At 50.6% G+C, this 19,758-nt stretch carries 19 protein-coding genes and 1 pseudogene; 15 read left to right on the top strand and 5 right to left on the bottom strand.

The features are described 5' to 3' along the window. The first annotated feature begins 23 nt into the window (after positions 1 to 23). From GY634_RS05810 to rpsT, 6 genes are all read left to right on the top strand, one after another. Positions 24 to 206 carry a Trm112 family protein gene (locus GY634_RS05810; RefSeq protein WP_166407611.1) on the top strand — a complete coding sequence of 61 codons (183 nt, stop codon included), beginning with the start codon at positions 24 to 26 and terminating at the stop codon, positions 204 to 206. Further along, a complete protein-coding gene (kdsB, locus tag GY634_RS05815; RefSeq protein ID WP_166407612.1) occupies positions 203 to 967 on the top strand; it encodes a 3-deoxy-manno-octulosonate cytidylyltransferase in 765 nt (254 codons plus the stop codon). The genes GY634_RS05810 and kdsB overlap by 4 nt, the downstream gene beginning before the upstream one ends. Positions 968 to 1,059: 92 nt before the next feature. Further along, the gene (gene adk, locus GY634_RS05820) at positions 1,060 to 1,716 is read left to right on the top strand and encodes an adenylate kinase (RefSeq protein WP_166407613.1); all 657 of its coding nucleotides are present in this window, start codon (positions 1,060 to 1,062) and stop codon (positions 1,714 to 1,716) included. 71 nt (positions 1,717 to 1,787) lie between these two features. Then, a complete protein-coding gene (locus tag GY634_RS05825) occupies positions 1,788 to 2,546 on the top strand; it encodes a 3-hydroxyacyl-CoA dehydrogenase (protein WP_166407614.1) in 759 nt (252 codons plus the stop codon). Beyond that, positions 2,546 to 4,099, top strand: coding sequence for a murein biosynthesis integral membrane protein MurJ (murJ, locus tag GY634_RS05830; protein ID WP_166407615.1), 1,554 nt, complete (start codon positions 2,546 to 2,548; stop codon positions 4,097 to 4,099). Before GY634_RS05825 ends, murJ begins: the two co-directional genes overlap by 1 nt. A 55-nt stretch (positions 4,100 to 4,154) precedes the next feature. Continuing rightward, positions 4,155 to 4,421 (top strand): 30S ribosomal protein S20, encoded by a 267-nt coding sequence (rpsT, locus tag GY634_RS05835; protein WP_166407616.1) that lies wholly within the window; start codon positions 4,155 to 4,157, stop codon positions 4,419 to 4,421. 168 nt (positions 4,422 to 4,589) lie between these two features. On the opposite strand, the gene GY634_RS05840 is transcribed toward rpsT, so the two are convergent. After that, a complete protein-coding gene (locus GY634_RS05840) occupies positions 4,590 to 4,880 on the bottom strand; it encodes a DUF3579 domain-containing protein (RefSeq protein WP_166407617.1) in 291 nt (96 codons plus the stop codon). 196 nt (positions 4,881 to 5,076) lie between these two features. Between GY634_RS05840 and argF the strand changes: the two genes are divergently transcribed. Further along, complete coding sequence (gene argF, locus GY634_RS05845) at positions 5,077 to 6,018, top strand: ornithine carbamoyltransferase (protein WP_166407618.1); 942 nt, start codon at positions 5,077 to 5,079, stop codon at positions 6,016 to 6,018. A gap of 107 nt (positions 6,019 to 6,125) precedes the next feature. Here argF and argG read toward each other — a convergent pair whose 3' ends face one another. Continuing rightward, positions 6,126 to 7,457 (bottom strand): argininosuccinate synthase, encoded by a 1,332-nt coding sequence (gene argG, locus GY634_RS05850; protein WP_166407619.1) that lies wholly within the window; start codon positions 7,455 to 7,457, stop codon positions 6,126 to 6,128. A gap of 150 nt (positions 7,458 to 7,607) precedes the next feature. Here argG and GY634_RS05855 point away from each other — a divergent pair, with 150 nt between their 5' ends. Then, positions 7,608 to 8,102: a hypothetical protein gene (locus GY634_RS05855; protein ID WP_166407620.1), complete on the top strand. Its 495-nt coding sequence runs from the start codon at positions 7,608 to 7,610 to the stop codon at positions 8,100 to 8,102. A gap of 2 nt (positions 8,103 to 8,104) precedes the next feature. Here GY634_RS05855 and GY634_RS05860 read toward each other — a convergent pair whose 3' ends face one another. Continuing rightward, the gene (locus tag GY634_RS05860; RefSeq protein WP_242683620.1) at positions 8,105 to 9,271 is read right to left on the bottom strand and encodes an NAD(P)H-dependent flavin oxidoreductase; all 1,167 of its coding nucleotides are present in this window, start codon (positions 9,269 to 9,271) and stop codon (positions 8,105 to 8,107) included. A gap of 24 nt (positions 9,272 to 9,295) precedes the next feature. After that, positions 9,296 to 10,726: an oxygen-independent coproporphyrinogen III oxidase gene (gene hemN, locus GY634_RS05865; protein WP_166407621.1), complete on the bottom strand. Its 1,431-nt coding sequence runs from the start codon at positions 10,724 to 10,726 to the stop codon at positions 9,296 to 9,298. A gap of 206 nt (positions 10,727 to 10,932) precedes the next feature. Here hemN and GY634_RS05870 point away from each other — a divergent pair, with 206 nt between their 5' ends. From GY634_RS05870 to GY634_RS05900, 7 genes are read left to right on the top strand one after another with little or no spacing between them, the layout of a single operon-like run. Beyond that, positions 10,933 to 13,884: a monovalent cation/H+ antiporter subunit A gene (locus GY634_RS05870; protein WP_166407622.1), complete on the top strand. Its 2,952-nt coding sequence runs from the start codon at positions 10,933 to 10,935 to the stop codon at positions 13,882 to 13,884. Further along, complete coding sequence (locus GY634_RS05875) at positions 13,884 to 14,231, top strand: Na+/H+ antiporter subunit C (RefSeq protein ID WP_166407623.1); 348 nt, start codon at positions 13,884 to 13,886, stop codon at positions 14,229 to 14,231. Before GY634_RS05870 ends, GY634_RS05875 begins: the two co-directional genes overlap by 1 nt. Then, positions 14,231 to 15,862 (top strand): monovalent cation/H+ antiporter subunit D, encoded by a 1,632-nt coding sequence (locus GY634_RS05880; RefSeq protein ID WP_166407624.1) that lies wholly within the window; start codon positions 14,231 to 14,233, stop codon positions 15,860 to 15,862. The genes GY634_RS05875 and GY634_RS05880 overlap by 1 nt, the downstream gene beginning before the upstream one ends. Continuing rightward, positions 15,859 to 16,347 carry a Na+/H+ antiporter subunit E gene (locus GY634_RS05885; protein ID WP_166407625.1) on the top strand — a complete coding sequence of 163 codons (489 nt, stop codon included), beginning with the start codon at positions 15,859 to 15,861 and terminating at the stop codon, positions 16,345 to 16,347. Before GY634_RS05880 ends, GY634_RS05885 begins: the two co-directional genes overlap by 4 nt. Next, positions 16,344 to 16,625, top strand: a complete 282-nt coding sequence (locus tag GY634_RS05890; protein WP_135866849.1) for a K+/H+ antiporter subunit F — start codon at positions 16,344 to 16,346, stop codon at positions 16,623 to 16,625. The genes GY634_RS05885 and GY634_RS05890 overlap by 4 nt, the downstream gene beginning before the upstream one ends. Then, entirely contained in the window at positions 16,622 to 17,023 is a 402-nt protein-coding gene (gene mnhG / locus GY634_RS05895) for a monovalent cation/H(+) antiporter subunit G (protein WP_166407626.1), read from the top strand. The genes GY634_RS05890 and mnhG overlap by 4 nt, the downstream gene beginning before the upstream one ends. Positions 17,024 to 17,081: 58 nt before the next feature. Beyond that, on the top strand, positions 17,082 to 18,677 hold the full coding sequence (locus tag GY634_RS05900) for a TerC family protein (protein WP_166407627.1): 1,596 nt from the start codon (positions 17,082 to 17,084) through the stop codon (positions 18,675 to 18,677). On the opposite strand, the pseudogene GY634_RS05905 reads toward GY634_RS05900, so the two are convergent. Then, positions 18,662 to 19,704: pseudogene (locus GY634_RS05905) on the bottom strand (sensor histidine kinase). The gene GY634_RS05900 and the pseudogene GY634_RS05905 overlap by 16 nt on opposite strands. Positions 19,705 to 19,758: the final 54 nt, after the last annotated feature.

Here is a 19,758-nt window from a genome sequence, read left to right on the forward strand (position 1 = left end):
TTTGCTGTATAGCCGGAGCCCATATGGAACGCCGCCTCTTCGATATTCTGGTCTGCCCGCAATGTAAGGCCCAATTGCGGTATCAACCCGAGGATCAGGAATTGATCTGCGATGCTGATCAATTGGCTTTTCCCGTACGTGATGGCATACCCGTCATGTTGATCAACGAAGCTCGCCCTCTGGATACCCAGACTGATAACGCATGAGCTTCATTGCCGTTATCCCCGCTAGACTTGCCTCTACGCGCCTTCCCAATAAAGCACTGCTAGACATAGGTGGCAAAGCTATGGTGGTACGCACCGCCGAGCAAGCACTGAAATCTGGCGCCAGCCGCGTTATTGTCGCCACCGACGCTGAAGAAATCGCACACGTCACGCGATCAGCCGGCCTAGAAACCGTACTCACCAGCCCAGACCACCCCACAGGCACAGACCGCCTGTCCGAGGTTGTGCGCACACTTGCTGTAGCACCTGAGCAAATTGTTGTGAACGTACAAGGCGACGAACCGCTCATTAATCCCTCGCTGATCGATCAGGTTGCCCACACACTGGCGCAAACCCCCAGCGCCAGCATTGCCACACTAGGCGTGCCCATCACCGAGGCAGAGACCCTTTTCAACCCCAATACCGTCAAAATCGTGGTGGATCAGGCTGATCACGCCCTGTATTTTTCTCGCGCCCCTATCCCATGGGCACGCGAGGCATTGTCTGATGGAAAACAACGTTTAGCGGATGGGCTACCCGCCCTTCAGCACATTGGTCTTTACGCATACCGCACCAGCTTTCTACAAGTGTTCCCCACCCTGTCTAGAGGCAGCTTGGAGCAAATAGAATTGCTGGAGCAATTGCGTGCACTTGAGCATGGTTACCGCATTGTGGTTAGCCGTTCAGCTCACCCACCAGCTCCGGGCATTGATACTGCCGAAGATCTGGAAAAAGTACGGAATATCGTGAGGAATAGCCTATAGGGCCTTTCCGTTAGCGCATATTATTTAGTTTTTTGTCGCATTCATTGCGGCATACCCACAAATCAAAAAATCACTTTCCTCAGGAGGAACGTATGCGACTGATACTGCTCGGTCCACCCGGTGCCGGGAAAGGCACCCAGGCCACTTTCATCACCCAGGAATTCTCCATTCCTCAGATTTCCACGGGCGACATGCTTCGCGCAGCCGTTAAAGCACAGACACCATTAGGTCTGGAAGCCAAGGCTGTGATGGATGCCGGCAAACTGGTATCAGACGACATCATTATTGGTCTAGTACAAGACCGTCTAACTCAGGAAGACTGTGCCAGCGGCTACCTGTTCGACGGATTCCCTCGTACCATTCCTCAAGCTGATGCGTTGAAAAATGCCGGAGTATCATTGGATTACGTCATTGAAATTGATGTGCCAAGCGAAGATATTATTGAGCGCATCAGTGGTCGTCGTGTACACCCGGCAAGCGGACGCTCTTACCACGTACGCTTCAACCCTCCTAAAACGGAAGGCCTGGATGACATTACTGGCGAAGCACTGATTCAACGTGACGATGATTGCGAGGAAACCGTGCGCCACCGATTGGATGTATACGCCAATCAAACACGTCCCTTGGTTGATTATTATTCTAGCTGGGCTGACTCAGGTGACGCCAAAGCGCCTAAATACCGTAAAATCTCCGGAGTAGGCACAGTAGAGGAAATCAAGGCACGTATTCTGGCAGCGCTAAACAGCTAAACCAGAGAACGTTACATTCATAAATCCGGCACTGGCAAAGCCGGATTTTTTTGTAATTAACGGAGACTTTCATGCAGGTAAAAAATCATACTTTTGTTGTAACGGGCGGAGCATCCGGTCTGGGAGCAGGCACGGTTAGAAAGCTTTGCGCACAAGGCGCCCGAGTAGTGATTGCAGACGTACAAGATGAAGCCGGCGAAGCACTGGCTAAAGAACTCAACCAACACTTCGTGCATTGCGATGTCACTAGCCCTGACGACGCACAACGCGTGATTGATAAAGCAGTAGAACTGGGCAATTTCTACGGCTTGGTTAACTGCGCTGGCATTGCACCCGCATCACGCACCGTGGGACGCGAAGGCGCTCACGACTTAGCACTATTCCAAAAAGTGATTGGCATTAACCTGATCGGTACATTCAACATGAACCGTCTGGCAGCCCAAGCCATGAGCAACAACGAACCACTGCCTACCAAAGAACGCGGCGTGCTCATCAACACCGCCTCGGTTGCCGCCTACGAAGGCCAAATTGGTCAGGCCGCTTATGCCGCATCCAAAGGTGGCGTAGTAGGCATGACACTGCCTATCGCACGCGACCTCGCCAAGTTAGGTATTCGTTGCGTCACGATTGCTCCCGGTATTTTTGGCACCCCAATGATGTTCGGCTTCCCTCAAGAAGTACAAGACTCTTTGGCGGCTAGCGTTCCGTTCCCATCCCGTCTGGGCACACCGGAAGACTACGCAAAACTGGCGTTGAGCATTATTGACAACGATATGATTAACGGTGAAACCATTCGATTGGATGGCGCTATCCGCATGGCTCCGCGCTAATGGGTTTACTTAAATCAGCAGCAACGGTCAGCAGCTTTACGCTGCTGTCCCGCATTACCGGCCTCGCCCGCGATATTCTTATTGCTCGCACCTTTGGGGCCGGGCCACTCACTGACGCTTTTTGGGTGGCATTTCGCATCCCTAACCTGCTACGCAGGTTATTTGCCGAGGGTGCATTTTCACAAGCATTTGTGCCCATCCTAGGCAATGCACGTAAGAACAACAGCCACGACGAAGTACGCACGCTATTAGATCAAGTAGCCCTGCTACTGACAGCCATACTGATGCTTGTGAGCCTACTAGGTATTTTAGCCGCCCCGTGGGTGGTAAGCCTTATGGCCAGCGGCTTACGCGCCGCAGAGCGACAAACTGAATTTAATGCAGCCATCTGGATGACGCGCATGATGTTCCCCTACATCTTGTGCATGTCTTTAGTGGCCTTCGCCTCGGGTGTACTAAACACATGGAGCCGGTTTGCCATACCGGCTTTCACCCCAATCTTGCTCAATATCAGCATGATTGGTGCCAGCCTACTGCTGTCCTCATACTTTGAAACCCCCGTTTATGCGCTCGCAGTAGGGGTAATGATAGGTGGCGTATTGCAACTGGCAGTGCAGTGGCTAGCCTTACATCGCTTAGGGCTACTGCCTCGCTTTAGCCTAAACATACGAGGTGCCTGGCAAAACAGCACTGTGCAACACATCATGAAGCAGATGATTCCCGCCATCGTCGGTGTATCGGTTGCGCAGATATCTTTGCTGATTAACACCAACATTGCGACATGGCTTACGCCCGGTAGCGTAACGTGGCTATCTTTTGCTGATCGCTTGATGGAATTCCCCACGGCCTTGCTTGGGGTAGCGTTAGGTACCGTGTTATTACCCAAACTATCGGCTGCCTATGCCGGTGACTCCACACAACAATACCAGCAGCTATTGGACTGGGGGTTAAAGCTCATTATTTTGTTTGGCTTACCCTGCGCACTCGCCCTCGCCTTAATTGCAGATGCTCTAGTCGCGAGCCTCTTTCACTACGGCGAGTTCAGCAGTTTCGACGTTGCGCAAACACGTACAGCCGTAGCAGCCTACTCTGTAGGTTTATTAGGCTTATTGGCAGTGAAAATTCTAGCTCCTGCCTTTTATGCACGCCAAGACATACGCACCCCGGTTAGAATTGCCATTGTGGTGCTCATTCTGACGCAACTATTGAACGTGGTGCTGGTTCCTGCATTTGCGCATGCTGGCTTAGCGCTCTCTATTGGTATAGGTGCCAGCATTAATGCCTTGGTACTATTAACCTTGCTGCATAAGCGTGGTTTGTACCGCCCAGGCCCAGGTTGGGGACTGTTTATTGCTCGTGTACTACCCGCCTTACTGATTCTAGGGGCGGTACTGTGGGCTGGTTCCCACTACATAGACTGGACAGCACTACGCGCACAACCCGCCGTACGCTTACTTTATCTGCTAGGGCTCATGTTTGCATGCGCCATTAGCTATTTCGTCCCGCTACTACTGTGCGGATTCCGGCTTAGACACTTTACAAGGCCTCATTAAGGCTTTAGAATATTAGTCTTTGCCAATTAAACTTACTAATCAATTTATTATACATATGGCTAATTCCGCACAAGCTCGCAAACGTGCCCGCCAAGCAGTGGCACGTAACAAACACAACTCCAGCATCCGCTCCATGCTGCGCACATCCATCAAACGTGTGCGTCAAGCTGTAGAAGCTGGCGATCAGACAGCTGCTAACGAAGTGCTGCGCAAAGCATCCAGCGTGATCGATCGCGTTGCTGACAAAAACATCATTCACAAAAACAAGGCCGCTCGTCATAAAAGCCGCCTGGCTGCTGCCGTTAAGGCAATGGCTGCCTAATGATTGAAAGTTGGGTTTAATTGGCAGCGACCTGGTCGTAAAAAAGGGTGCTTAAGCACCCTTTTTTTATTGCCGAATATTTTCTAAACCCAACTTTTTTCTTTGCTGCTGTATATATTTATAGCGCCACTTTTTACCAAAAACAAAGAGCCACTTATTTTGGCCGTATTAGTCCGTTGGCATACCGGACGTTTTTAAATTGTTGTCTTGCGCAAAGCCCACAACAAATTTCCACGCCAGTGGTTCTAAGTCCCTTAGTCGTGCATCCACAACCACGCAGCGCACCCCATCAATCAATCGGGGTACCACATAAGGGGAATAGGTTAAATGACCACCAGCAGCACCTGCTGGCCTAAATTGAGACATCACGCCCGCCAAACGCTCCGCCCAATCGCTGGGTCTGAAACGCTGACCTTCATTAGTTGTTCCGTGAATCGTAAGCTGGAGTTGCCCTGTCATGCTAATTCAAAATGCCCAATAGCCTTTAGCTTAATCATAAAAAATTTTCGTCATCGGCATTGTATCGCATTGCATGCAACACTACACCTTTATGAACATAATTTCATAAGGCATGGTTTTATAGCTGTCATACACAGCAAATTTTGCTCAATAGGCGACTACAGGGTAATATGTTTTCTTTTGCCTAGGGTTTTTTATGAGTACCACGGTTCAAGCAGCGCCGATACGGCATTTCCTACAGTTTAGTGATCTGAACAAAGAAGAAATCCTTTATCTTCTGCACCGAGCTCGCGTCATCAAAGACCACTTCAAAAACTACCAGCCCCACCACACACTGCACGACCGTACTCTGGCGATGGTGTTCGAGAAGGCCAGCACCCGCACTCGCGTCTCGTTTGAGGCGGGTATGTATCAGCTAGGCGGCGAAGTCATCAACCTAACAGCCAATGACTCTCAGCTAGGCCGCTCTGAGCCCATAGAAGACACCGCACGCGTAATTTCACGCATGGTAGATATCGTGATGATCCGCACCTTTGAACAAAGCCGCCTAGAGCGTTTTGCTGAGTTCTCTCGTGTGCCCGTCATCAACGGTTTAACCAATGAATATCACCCCTGCCAAATCTTGGCCGATATCTTCACCTACATAGAACACCGTGGCAGTATTGCAGGCAAAACCGTGGCATGGGTAGGCGATGGCAACAACATGGCCTACACCTGGCTGCAAGCTGCTGAGTTACTAGGCTTCAAACTGCATATCTCAGCCCCGCAAGGCTACACACTGGATCAAAACCTTATCGGCACCCCTGACCCTGCTGTGTTCCAAGAATTCACTGACCCCATGGAAGCCTGCAGAGGCGCTGACCTCGTCACCACCGATGTCTGGACCAGCATGGGCTTTGAAGATGAAAACGAAGCACGCCGCAAAGCCTTTGCCGACTGGTGCGTAGACAGCGACATGATGGCCGAGGCCAACGCAGACGCCCTTTTCATGCACTGCTTGCCCGCTCACCGCGGCGAAGAAGTTAGCGCTGACGTGATAGACGGCGACCAAAGCGTTGTATGGGATGAAGCTGAAAACCGTATGCACGTACAAAAAGCGTTGATGGAATTCTTGTTGCTGGGCCAGTTGGACGACTAAGGCCACACAACGTGTTCATCCACAAAAAAGCCACCCATTGGGTGGCTTTTTTATTGCTGCATAGGATAGTAAGTAGAGCAACCCGATTTAGGCTGCTCACTTAACCATTAGCCTTTCAGCTTAGGCATCTCTGCACCAGAACCCGAAGTCAGCAAACCTGCCTCAGAGTAGGTGAACAGTTTTTCACGGGTATCGATGATATCCATGTTACGCATTGTCAGCTGACCAATACGATCGCGTGGAGAGAAGGTGCCATCACCCTCTTTTTCCATCGTCAAACGCTCAGGTTTGTAAGTCAGGTTAGGCGACTCTGTATTCAAGATAGAATAGTCATTACCACGACGCAGCTCTAGCGTTACTTCACCTGTAACCGCTTTAGCTACCCAGCGCTGTGCTGATTCGCGCAACATGATGGCTTGAGGATCAAACCAACGACCTTGGTACAACAAGCGACCCAAGCGCAGACCATTAATACGGTATTGCTCGATAGTGTCTTCGTTATGAATACCAGACACCAAGCGCTCGTAGGCAATGTGCAGCAATGCCATACCTGGAGCCTCGTAAATACCACGGCTTTTCGCTTCGATAATACGGTTTTCGATTTGATCGCTCATGCCCAAGCCGTGACGACCACCGATGCGGTTAGCTTCCAGCATCAACTCAACAGGGTTAGCAAACTCTTTGCCGTTCAGTGCTACAGGCTGACCTTCTTCAAAGCGTACCGTTACCACTTCCGCTTTGACTTCTACGTCGTCACGCCAGAACGCTACACCCATAATAGGTTTAACGATCTTGATGCCGCTGTTCAAGAATTCCAAGTCTTTGGCTTCGTGTGTAGCGCCCAACATGTTGGAATCTGTGGAGTACGCTTTTTCAGCAGACATTTTGTAGTCAAAGCCATGCTCTTGCATGTACTGAGACATTTCCGAGCGACCACCCAGTTCATCGATGAACTGTTGATCCAACCACGGTTTGTAAATACGCAATTGAGGGTTGGTCAGCAAACCATAACGGTAGAAACGCTCAATGTCGTTTCCTTTGTAGGTACTACCATCACCCCAGATGTTGACGTCGTCTTCTTTCATCGCTGCTACCAGCATTGTGCCAGTTACTGCGCGACCAATAGGCGTTGTGTTGAAGTAGGTTACGCCAGCCGTAGAGACGTGGAATGCACCGCTTTGCAAAGCAGCAATACCTTCTGCCACCAACTGCATACGGCAATCCACCAAGCGCGCATCTTTGGCGCCATAGGCCATCGCAGCACGTGGGATAGCTTCGTAGTCCGACTCGTCAGGCTGACCCAGATTTGCAGTGTAAGCATAAGGGATAGCCCCTTTGTTACGCATCCACAGTAAGGCCGCGCTGGTGTCTAGGCCACCAGAAAAGGCGATGCCCACTTTTTGACCTACTGGAAGATTTTCAATAATAGTCGTTGTCATGAGAAAGGACCGGTACGCTAAATAAACAATCTTTCATTATATCGCCCCCACAGTTATACGGGGGCTTCTACTTACCGGAAGATGCGAAATCAGGCGATACACGGCATAATGTGCACTTGTCACAACTTTCACCGTAATTTTGATCACCCAATGAGCACCCTCTCGGCCTCCTGTACCCTGCAATCTTTTACTTTGCCACAATTGCGTGCTGCCACCCAAGCTGGCGGCGTGACCAATGTCATTGTGAAAGGGCAAGGTGACGCATTTTTTATTCAGATTCAAATGCGTTCTACTCAGACGGCTATATTGATCACCAGCAAAAGCCGCCAACCACGCCAATTTCGTAATCCCGTGCAAGCCTTTGCTGTATTACGTGAAATAGGCATTATGACTGGGCAATTTGATGTCGCCAATTATTCGCCTGAGCAAAAACAAACCCCATCGCGTGCTCTGCGCAAAGCGCCAGAAGCCCCCAAACCTGCCTCGCAGCCTTGGGAGAACTTTCTGCAGAAAATGGCGAGTAGCCCTCAGGCCACCTTTGATGATCCCAACTTTAAACTGGACTCTACGCAAGCTCAGCAACTCTATGAGCGCAGCAGCCCAGTTGATACAACAACTGCCCCAAACGAGGCAGTTGTTAAGTAAGGTTAGGCGTGGGCAGGAATGCCTACGCGCACAGCTTGCAATAAGTACTCCATCAAGTCGCGCACGGATCCAATTTGTTCCCCCAGCGGTAATCGTTCTGAACTACGGAAAAACAAGCCTCGATCCACATCACCCTCTAGGGCATATGCCAATCGTCGGTCTATACAAAACTGACCACTACGGGCTACGCCATCGCGCAAGCCGCAATGTGCCAAGCAATCAAAGCCCTCGGAACACGCTCGTTCTTGCGCCACGGCTTGCAGTTTAGATTCTTTATGCAAGTAAGAATCTAACCATGGTGTACGTACTGCTCGCGCAGGCAAGCCCGCCACACTCATAAAGGTTACGATATCCTCAGGCTTAGCCTGCGCCAACACTTGCTTGAAACGTATATTGGCATCACCCTCTTCTGTGACGGCAAAAGCAGTACCCAACTGAATCGCATCTGCACCCTGCCCCAATAGCGTTTTCACCTGATCAGGGTTGTTAATCCCACCCGCCACAATCAGGGAAATATTTTCTTTTTCCAAATCCAGTTTTTTGAACACCTCACGCGTTTCCTCTAACACACGTGGGAAGGCGTACATGGGATCGTTCATTTGTTCTAAATCGGCCAAGCCCAAGTGGCCTGCTGCAAATTTAGGGTTCTCAATAACGATGGCATCCGGCAAACGGTTTTTACGCATCCATTTACGCAACACCAACTGAATACCCCGGGCATCCGACAAAATCGGGATCAAAGCCACATTAGGGTGATCCGCAGTAAGCTCAGGCAAATCCAAAGGTAAGCCCGCACCCACAACGACTGCATCTGCGCCGCTTTCGCAGGCCTGCTTCACATACGCTGCATACTGGGACACAGCACGCATGATGTTCACCGCCACAGCACCGCACCCTTTTGCCAGCGCCTTCGCCTTTTGGATTTCTCTATCCAACGCTTCCAGATTCACTCTATCAATTAGGCTGCTGTCTTTGCTTTTATGAGTGCGCTCCATCAAATCAGGATGGTGCCTACGTAAGTCCACACTGGAGATAGTTCCCATTGCTCCCAGCGCTGCTACGCTGCCAGCCAAGCGGTGCGCAGACACGCCCACACCCATCCCACCCTGAACTACAGGCAGCAACTCCTTACCCTTTAACCGTAACCGCTCAACAATGGTTTCTAACACAGGGAGTCCTTTAACTTTTAGTCATCAAATAAGCCGCGAGTAAGTCGCGGTTGTACGTTTATGCAGGTGGGCATCAAACACCATGCTGATACCTCGCACAAACAAACGCCCCGTGTCGGTAACACGCAGCATACGCTCATCAACAGTGATTAGCCCTGCTTCTTCAAACTGGCTCAACCGCTGCAGCTCATCGGAAAAATACTCATCAAACACGATACCGTGTCGTTGCGCGACTGCCGCTTTATCTACCGGCATACTGCACATTAACTGCATGATGACCTCTGCACGCAGTTCATCATCAGCCGTCATTTGTATGCCGCGACTTACCGGCAAACGATTATCGTCCAAACAGGCGTAATAGGCTTTAAGCGACCTATCGTTTTGTACATGGGTGCCTTGCACCTTCCCTATCGCCGATACCCCAAACGCCACCAAATCGCTGTCTGCGCGTGTGGTGTAACCTTGAAAGTTTCTATGTAAGCTTTGATCCAAACGCGCACGGCTTAGCTCATCACCTGGTAAAGCAAAGTGATCCAAGCCTATGTAGTCATAGCCCGCATCCAGCAAACGCTGCGTTGCCATCAAAAAGATTTGCAAGCGCGTTTCCGCATCGGGCAAATCTTGCTCGTTAATTAACCGCTGCGCCTTAAACCGCTGTGGCAAATGCGCATAGTTATATAAGGCAATACGGTCGGGACGCAGTGCTATCAACTGATCCAGCGTCGCGCTAAAACTTTGCACGCTTTGTTTAGGCAAGCCATAAATCAAATCGGTATTAATAGACTCAAAACCCACTGCCCTACTGGTTTCAATCGCTTTGGCAACCATGTCGTAAGGCTGTATGCGATGTATGGCCTCTTGCACAGCCACATCAAAGTCCTGCACGCCGAAGCTAGTACGGTTAAAGCCCAAACTCGCCAAATGCGCCAACATTTGGTCATCTATAGTGCGAGGGTCAATTTCCACACTGATTTCTGCATCACCCGTGAAATCAAAGTGCTTTCTTACCTCTTGCATCAGCAACGACATTTGCTCGTTGGACAAGAACGTGGGCGAACCGCCACCTAGGTGCAACTGCCCCGTTTTGCGATCGTCACCCAAATGAGGGACCACCATCGCCATTTCTTTAAACAAATACCGTAGGTACTCTTCTGAACGCGATTTGTCTTGTGTGATGATTTTGTTACACGCACAGAAATAGCACAGCGATGTACAGAATGGCAGGTGGAAGTACAACGACAAGGGCATGTGCTGCGTGCTACTAGCGCGCATCGCTAACGCGTCTAAATAGTGTTGCTGTGCGAACTCGTCTAGAAATCTGTCTGCAGTCGGGTACGAGGTATAACGTGGGCCCGAACTATTGAAACGCCGGATCAATGCCTCTGGAACTTGAAACGAAGCAGTTGCCTCTTTAGTGGCACGCTGCTGTGGGGTTTGTGCCAGTGCAATATCCATGAAACTCTCCAGAAACCTACGAAATCTTTTGCTAGCTATCAAGTATTTTGACCGCAATAGGACAATTCCTCATTGACCTTTATCAAGCACGTTCAGAGCAATTTCATTTTTTTTAGCAGATTATGTGTGGAAATTACCAGTAATATCGTATTATTAGAACATCACCCGTTATTAGGTTCTATACATCTCGTCTTCCCCGGAGCCCGATGTCTTTGCTTGTCATCCTAGCCCTCCCATTCGTTGGTGGGCTGATCTCATCGTTATTATCTGCCGACTCCCGAAAACTTCAGGCTCCGCTTGCCGGGATGGTTGCCTTAACCTGTGCCCTCTTTACTTTAGCCAACTTTCCGGCTATCTCGCGTAATGAGGTGTTACTGTTTTCCTCCGACTGGATTCCTGCGTATAACATCTACTTCAATTTACGCATGGATGGTCTGGCTTGGTTGTTCAGTATCATCATCACGGGGATGGGTGCATTAATCGCACTTTACGCCCACTACTACCTTTCCGCCCAAGAGCCTGTACGCCGATTTTTTGCCTTTTTGCAAATTTTCATGGGGGCGATGCTGGGGGTAGTGCTATCCGGGAACGTCATCCAGTTAGTGGTGTTCTGGGAGCTAACCAGTCTGTCTTCCTTCATGCTGATTGCCTACTGGTATCACCGACGAGACGCGCGCCGTGGTGCTCGCATGTCGCTGATTATCACGGGCGGCGGCGGTCTGTGTTTGCTGGCGGGCGTGCTCATGATGGGCCAAGTAGCCGGCACCTACGACTTAGGTGAAATTCTCATTTCGGGTGACCGCATACGCCAAAGCGCGTGGTACCCCGTGCTGCTGCTGATGGTAGCAGCCGGCGCATTAAGTAAAAGCGCCCAATTCCCCTTCCATATTTGGCTACCTCGAGCCATGGCCGCACCGACGCCGGTATCGGCCTACCTGCACTCGGCCACCATGGTGAAAGCAGGCGTATTCTTGTTGGCACGTTTCTGGCCCGTCTTGGCTGGCACCACAGAATGGGCCATCTTAATTGGTGGATCGGGGCTCATTACCCTGCTGCTAGGGGCTTACTTAGCCACCTTCCAGCGAGACATGAAAGGTGTCTTAGCCTATTCCACCATTAGCCATCTTGGCTTGATCACCCTGCTGCTGGGCATGAACAGTGCCATGGCACTGATTGCCGCCATCTTCCACATCATTAACCACGCCACCTTTAAAGCATCGCTGTTTATGGCGACAGGGATTGTGGACCATGAAACAGGAACTCGTAATTTAAATAGGTTGTCTGGCTTGCGCTATGCCATGCCTATTACAGCCTTACTAGCCAGTGTAGCCGCCGCGGCGATGGCTGGCGTGCCCCTGTTAAACGGCTTTCTCTCTAAAGAAATGTTCTTTGCCGAAGCCGTGGAAACGGCTAACGGGAGTTCGTGGGATTACGTGATTCCGCTGATTGCCGTGATTGCTAGTGCCTTTAGCGTGGCCTATTCCTTGCGCTTTATTATGCAGGTGTTCTTTGGGCCTCCCGCTAAAAACTTGCCGCGTGAGCCACACGAGCCGCCTATACAGATGCTTATTCCTAGCATCATCTTAGTGTTGATCTGTTTAGCCGTAGGGATGATCCCTGGTTACACCGTTGCCCCCTTCCTTGATGTAGCGGCGCACTCTATTCTGAATCTTAAAATGCCAGACTTCAGTCTGCGTATTTGGCATGGGTTTAACCTGCCTTTGGTGATGAGCATTATCGCCATGCTAGCCGGTGTGATGTTGGTGTTCCTGCTGGACAACTACCGCCAAGGACGCTCAGACCGTGCACCTATTTTGTACCGTGTAGATGGTCAGCGTATTTTTGAGGCCTTCCTTGGGTGGACTGAAACCGCAGCAGACTTCATCATCGACAAAACCTATTCGCCGCGCTTACAACGCCAAGTTCTGTTGATTCTGCTGGCCACCTTAGTCGTAACCGCCCTGCCCTTATTCCGTGGCACCTGGTTTATTCCGCAGCAGTCCACCACCATGGATCCGCTTTTTGCGTTGATGTGGATTGCAGGGGCTGCGTGTGCTATTGGTGCTGCGTACCAAGCGAAATTCCACAGACCAGCAGCGCTGCTGCTCTCTGGCGCTGCAGGATTAATTACCAGCTTGACCTACGCATGGCTGTCGGCTCCCGACTTGGCCTTGACTCAGTTGGCTGTTGAAGTGGTTACCGTCGTACTAATTCTTCTAGGTTTACGTTGGTTGCCTAAACGTTTGCCTACCGACGAAGACGACATTTCGCCACTCTCGCGCTTTAAGGCACTACGACGTCGTGGTCGAGACTTAACCATTGCGGTACTGTCCGGTGCTGGCTTATCGGTACTGGCCTATACCATCATGACACGCCCACCGGTTGAAGATGGCGTCTCGCCCTTCTTGGTACAACAAGCCCTACCTTTAGGCGGTGGCGCCAACGTGGTGAACGTCATTCTGGTGGACTTCCGTGGTTTTGATACCTTTGGTGAAATCACGGTACTGGGTATTGTGGCCCTCAGTGTTTATGCACTGCTGCGTCGATTCCGCCCACCGGTCGAAACCATTACCACACCACTTGAAATTCGCCATAAATATGGCCAGCTAGTACAAAAAGCTGAAGTACTGTCTCCACTAGAGTCCGCGACGTTTGAAGAGCCTGACCCCAACCAAGCTGTGCCTTATGGGGTCACCAAAGTGCCTGCCATACTGATGCGAGTCTTGCTGCCTATTGCTGCACTGATCTCCATCTACTTCCTGCTGCGTGGCCACAACCTGCCTGGCGGCGGTTTTGTGGGCGGCTTGATTATGGCCACCGCCATTTTGATACAGTACATGGTGAATGGCATTGTGTGGGTAGAGTCCCGCCCCTTGCTGCACCCGCAAACGTGGATTTCTCTGGGCATGTTGCTGGCCGGCTTTGCCGCCATGATCGTATGGTGGTTTAACCGCCCCTTCTTGGCTGCATTGGAATGGCACATTACGCTGCCGTGGGTAGGAGACGTGCATGCCACTAGCGCCCTGCTGTTTGATATAGGCGTTTACATGCTGGTGGTAGGTTCCACTATTTTGATGTTGCTGGCACTGGCTCACCAGTCTCTGCGTTTCTACCGCAAATTGCCTGCTCCCCAAAACTCACTACGTACCGAAGAATAATGGAAATCGTTCTCTCTTTAGCTATAGGGATTTTGGCAGGCTCAGGCGTCTGGCTGCTGCTGCGTCCACGTACGTTTCAGGTCATCATGGGGCTGTCCTTGTTGTCCTACGCGGTGAACTTGTTCATTTTTTCCATGGGGCGCATCACGCTTAATGCGCCTGCAGTGATCAACCCTGAACTGGGTGCAGACCCTAGCAGTTATGCTGACCCCCTTCCCCAAGCGCTGGTGCTTACTGCCATTGTGATTGGCTTTGCTACCACCGCCCTTTTTCTAGTAGTACTACTGGCTAACCGCGGCTTAAGCGGCACTGACCACGTAGACGGTCGCGAGGATAATGAGCTGTGATGCTGTTGAAACACCTGCCCATTTTCCCCATTATTATTCCGTTGATTGCAGCAGGTTTAATGCTGCTGCGTCAGGATAAGTTTCGTCGTTACAAGATAGTCATCAGCGTTATCTCGTTTGCGCTGCAATTGCTGGTTGCCGTGCTGCTGTTAAATATGGCCGATGGCACCATCGAAACCTTGTGGCCTGACGGTGTTGGCGTCTACCTGCTTGGCGACTGGCCTGCCCCCTTCGGTATTGTGGTGGTGGTTGATAGACTATCAGCCCTCATGCTGTTGCTGACTGCCGTATTGGGTGCTACCACATGGGTATATGCCACTGCACGCTGGGATCGCTCGGGCGTGCACTTCCACCCGTTGTTTCAATTGTTGTTAATGGGTTTGAACGGCGCTTTCCTCACTGGCGACTTGTTTAACCTGTTCGTATTCTTTGAGGTGCTGTTAGCCGCCTCTTACGGTCTAATGCTGCATGGCTCAGGCAAAGCCCGCGTCAATGCTGGATTACATTACATTGCCGTTAACCTGATTGCCTCGTTCTTACTGCTGATCGCCTTGGCACTGATTTATGGTGTGACTGGCACACTGAACATGGCACATTTGGCCGTGATAGCGGGCCATTTGTCGGGGCCCGATCGTTTGCTGTTTGAAAGTGCAGCCGCCGTTCTGGGCATTGCCTTCCTTATTAAAGCAGCAGCATGGCCACTGAACTACTGGTTAATTGATGGCTATGCCAACAGCAGCCCACCGGTTGCTGGCATGTTTTCCATCATGACCAAAGTAGGTATTTATGCCTTATTGCGTATAGGTACACTGTTAGAACCTACAGGTGCTCCCGCTGCCTTTGGTGGAGCATGGATGTTCCCTGCAGGTGTGGCTACTCTAATCTTTGGTGCGGTAGGTACGCTCGCAGCCCACAACACCCAACGTATGGCGGGCTACTGTGTAATTTTATCGTCCGGCACACTGTTGGCCGCACTGGGCATGCCCGGTGTGATTCTAACTGGGCCTGCTCTGTATTACATGATCAGTTCCGTGCTGGGCTTAGGCGCATTTTTCATGCTGCTAGAAATGGTAGACCGCGCTCAAAGTTTTGGTTCCGACTTCTTGGCTGCCAGTGCGGAAGCCTTTGCGCTAACCGATAACGACGACGAAGATGACAGCAGCGATGTAGTCGGTAGAGCCATTCCCGCCGCCTTGGTGTTTTTGGGTATGAGCTTTATTGCCTGCGCCTTGATTATTATTGGGCTGCCACCACTCTCTGGTTTCGTCGCTAAATTCTCGTTAATTCTGGCAGCGCTGCAAGCGTCTAGTTATACGCCAGACCCACTTAACGCGTGGATTTTTACAGCCACCTTGTTGTTGGCTGGCTTCATCGGCATCATTGCACTGTCTCGTACCGGTATCCGACTGTTCTGGAGCCATAACAATATCAGTGTGCCGCACTTGCGCCCTACCGAAGCATTCCCCGTTACTGTACTGATCACCATCTGCGTCTGGCTAAGTATTCAGGCAGGTCCCATTACTAGCTACTTAGAAGACACGGCCCGCTACTTAGATAGACCCAGCGCTTACATTAATGCCGTGCTCATGAAAAACTCCGACCGCCCCGTCAACACAGGAGAAACATCATGAGGAAAAAACTCAGTTTCCTGATTCTTCCTGTCTTTTTATTGGTTTTTTGGCTGCTACTCAATAGCTCGCTATCGCCCGGTAACATTGCCTTAGGTGCGGTGCTCGCCATTTTATTGTCATTGGCAGCCATTCCTTTCCGTCCTGTACGAGCCAGTTTACGCCACCCCTTTATTGCCTTGCGTTTGATGTGGCACGTGTTTGTAGACATTGTGAACTCAAATATAGACGTAGGCAGAATCGTGCTTAAAGGCGATAAATCCGGCGCCACTCCTGGCTTTCTGGACATCCCGCTTACCATCACTGACCCACACGGACTCAGTGCGTTGGCCTGCATTGTGACCTACACACCAGGTACCGTATGGTCTGGCTTTAATGAAGAAAAAAATATCCTGACACTGCATGTGTTGGATCTCAAAGATGAACAGCAGTGGCTAGATACCATACAGAAACGCTATCAACAGCCACTTATAGAGATTTTTGAATGAACAGCATCATTTATTGGTCTAGCCTTTTTGCCTTGGCATGCTTTGTCATTGGTATGAGTGTGGCGGCTTATAGAATATCTACAGGCCCTACTGCCTGTGATCGCGTACTTGCACTGGATACCATGTATGTAAACGGCATGCTGGCCTTGCTAGCATTGGGCATGCGTTTTGACTCGCGTTTGTATTTTGATATTGCTTTGTTGATTGCCTTGTTTGGCTTTGTAGGCTCTGCCGCTATGGCCAAGTTTTTGCTACGTGGTGAGGTCATTGAACCATGAACGACATTCCACTCTGGATTAGTATCCCCACAGCCCTACTGCTCGTGTTAAGCGGCATTGTTACGCTGGTGGGATCTTTAGGCCTTATTCGATTACGGCACTTCTTTAGCCGTATGCATGCACCAACATTGGGTAACACCTTAGGCGTGTTTTTTATGTTGTTGGCAATGGTGTTGATGTATTCTTACCTCAGTGATCACGTTATTGTTCACCCCTTATTGATTACCTTACTATTGGTTATCACATCACCTGTTACCGCTATTTTGCTGATGCGCGCTGCCATCAAACGCGAACTTAGCCAACGTACTGTTACCTATGCCCCCAACGAGCCCGGTCACATGGATTTACCGCATAAATCCCCTCCTCTAGAGGAAACTGATGCAGAATCTAAGCTCTAATGACATTGCTGTCATATAAAGACCCTATTATTTTTTCTTTTTCGCTTCACACATAATCATGGAATGGCTTGCAGACCCGAACATATGGGCGGGCTTGGTTACACTAATTGTCCTTGAAATCGTTCTGGGCATAGACAACCTTATTTTTATCGCCATCTTGGCCGATAAACTGCCACCGCATCAGCGTGACCGTGCTCGCATCATCGGTTTATCTCTCGCGCTGGTGATGCGACTGCTGCTGCTCAGTGTGATCTCATGGCTAGTGACGCTTAAAACCCCCTTATTTTCCATAGGCCCTTTCAGCTTATCGGGACGCGACCTGATCCTGCTACTGGGGGGGATATTCCTGCTTTTTAAAGCCACCAGCGAACTACACGAACGCTTAGAAGGCCCACCGATAGTACGTGAGAAAAACAAATCCTACGCAAGCTTCGGTATTGTGGTCGCCCAGATTGTGGTCTTAGACGCCGTATTCTCGCTAGACGCCGTGATTACCGCTGTTGGTATGGTAGACCACCTGCCCGTCATGATGGCGGCTGTAGTGATCTCTATTGGCTTGATGATGTGGGCATCCAAGCCACTCACACGCTTTGTGAATGCTCACCCCACCGTGGTCGTACTGTGTCTGAGCTTCTTGCTCATGATTGGTTTAGCGTTGGCTGCCGAAGGTCTAGGCCTTACCATTCCTAAAGGCTACCTCTACGCTGCCATTGGTTTCTCCATTGTTATTGAGTTCTTTAATCAATTGGCTAGGCGCAGCGTGCTGCGTCACCAAGAGCGCATTCCTATGCGCGACAGAACCGCCGATGCCGTGATGCGCTTGCTCAGCAACAAACCTGTTGACGACGAAATCGAAGGCTCTGCCTCTAGTGATGACATTCATGACGCCCTAGACTCATCAGCTTTTAAAGCAGAAGAGCGCAAGATGGTCAGTGGCGTACTGAATCTGAGCCAACGCCCTATTCGGTCGCTGATGACACCCAGAAATGAAATCACCTGGGTGAACACAGAAGACTCTTCGGATGACATACGCCAGTTGCTACGCGACACACCACACAGCTTCTTACCTGTCTGTAATGGCCAGCTAGACCACATTATTGGTGTAGCGAAAAGCAAAGACTTGCTGGCTGACCTAAAAGATAACGATGGCGTCACCCAATGGTCTGAATTACGCGCCCCTATTATTGCGCACGAGCACACTGACCCACTGATGGTGATTCAGATGCTTAAACAGTCCAAAGGGCAGTTTGTCTTGGTCGCTGATGAGTATGGCACCATCGAGGGGCTGCTTACCCCTATCGATATTCTAGAAGCCATTGCAGGCGAATTCCCCGACGAGGACGAGCAACCCGCTATACGTAAAGTTGCTGATAACGAATGGCTAGTGGAAGGCAGCACAGACCTCTTTCACTTAGCGCAAGAGCTGAACCTACCCAACCACTTGAGCATTGCCCGCAACTTTAACTCCGTTGCTAGCTTTATGCTGGAAAGCTTAGATGCGCTACCTAAGGTAGGCGATGTGGTTGAAAGCGAAGGTTTACGCTTTGAGATCGTAGAAATGGTAGATCGCCGCGTAGGCGAAGTACGCATCAGCCGTATAGACACTGACGACGATCACGAAGAAGAGTCTGAACCCTCTCAGTCCTCAGACTGAAAACGTTGACGACGTAAACGTGTACCAATACGGGGACCTGGAAAAATAACCATAATCTGGGTTCCCGGAAACTGCGGTCGGCTGTTTAACTTCACCCATGCACCATGCACGACGGCTATTTCTCGCACAATAGCTAAGCCCAAACCTGCACCACGCCCCTTATGAGCCTGTGACGGCGAACGGTAAAAAGCCTCGAACACCTGCTGCGCTTCTTGCTCTTGTATGCCAGCGCCATTGTCTTCCACTGCCAGTGATGGGGGATTGGCATTAATACGTATGGAAAGCTGATTATTTCCGCCCACACCGTAGTTCAAGGCATTATCAATTAGGTTAGATAACAACTCACCCAACAAGATAGGATCGGCATCTATCCACACCGGCTGATCGGGTGCAATCAGTTGCAACTGCATGCCCTTGTCTCGGGCAGAAGTAAACCACTCCCCTCCCGTATTCCTAGACCACTCACAAAGGTCCAAGCGCTCTAAACTATCGCGCGGACTGGTAGAGGCATCTGCTTTCGCCAACACCAGCAATTGCTCGCCCAACCGTATCATACGATCTGAAATGCGTTTAATGCGCTCAGCTCGCGTACGTACTTCTTCGGGCAAGTTCTGAGCCAACATTAACTCAGACTCCAAACGCAAGCTGCTTAACGGTGTACGGAACTGGTGCGCCGCATGGCCTATAAACCGTTTTTGAGCTTGCAGCGTATCATCCAATTGCGCCAGCAACGTGTTCACGTGCAAGACCAAAGGCAACCCTCTTTAGGTACACCCGCCACATTCAACGGGCTAAGCGTTTCCTCTTCGTCGCGTTCAGTAATTTGTTCGGCTAAGTCGTGGATAGCCGCTAGCCCACTGCGTACACCACGTATTAACACCCAGGTAAATAACCCTACCAAGATCAGTTGGGTCAGCGCCATCGTCCAAAAAATGTCACGCAGCATCCATTCTTCAATCTGCATTTTGCGTGTCAGCATCCAGGTGACAGCCAAATCCAGAATCACCAGCATGACGATGGGCGGCATCAGCCGCACCACCAAGTGGCGCGCTAAGCTATTTTGTTGCCAAAATGCGGGGAT

Source organism: Paenalcaligenes suwonensis, assembly GCF_011290505.1.
GTDB classification, from domain to species: domain Bacteria; phylum Pseudomonadota; class Gammaproteobacteria; order Burkholderiales; family Burkholderiaceae_B; genus Paenalcaligenes; species Paenalcaligenes suwonensis.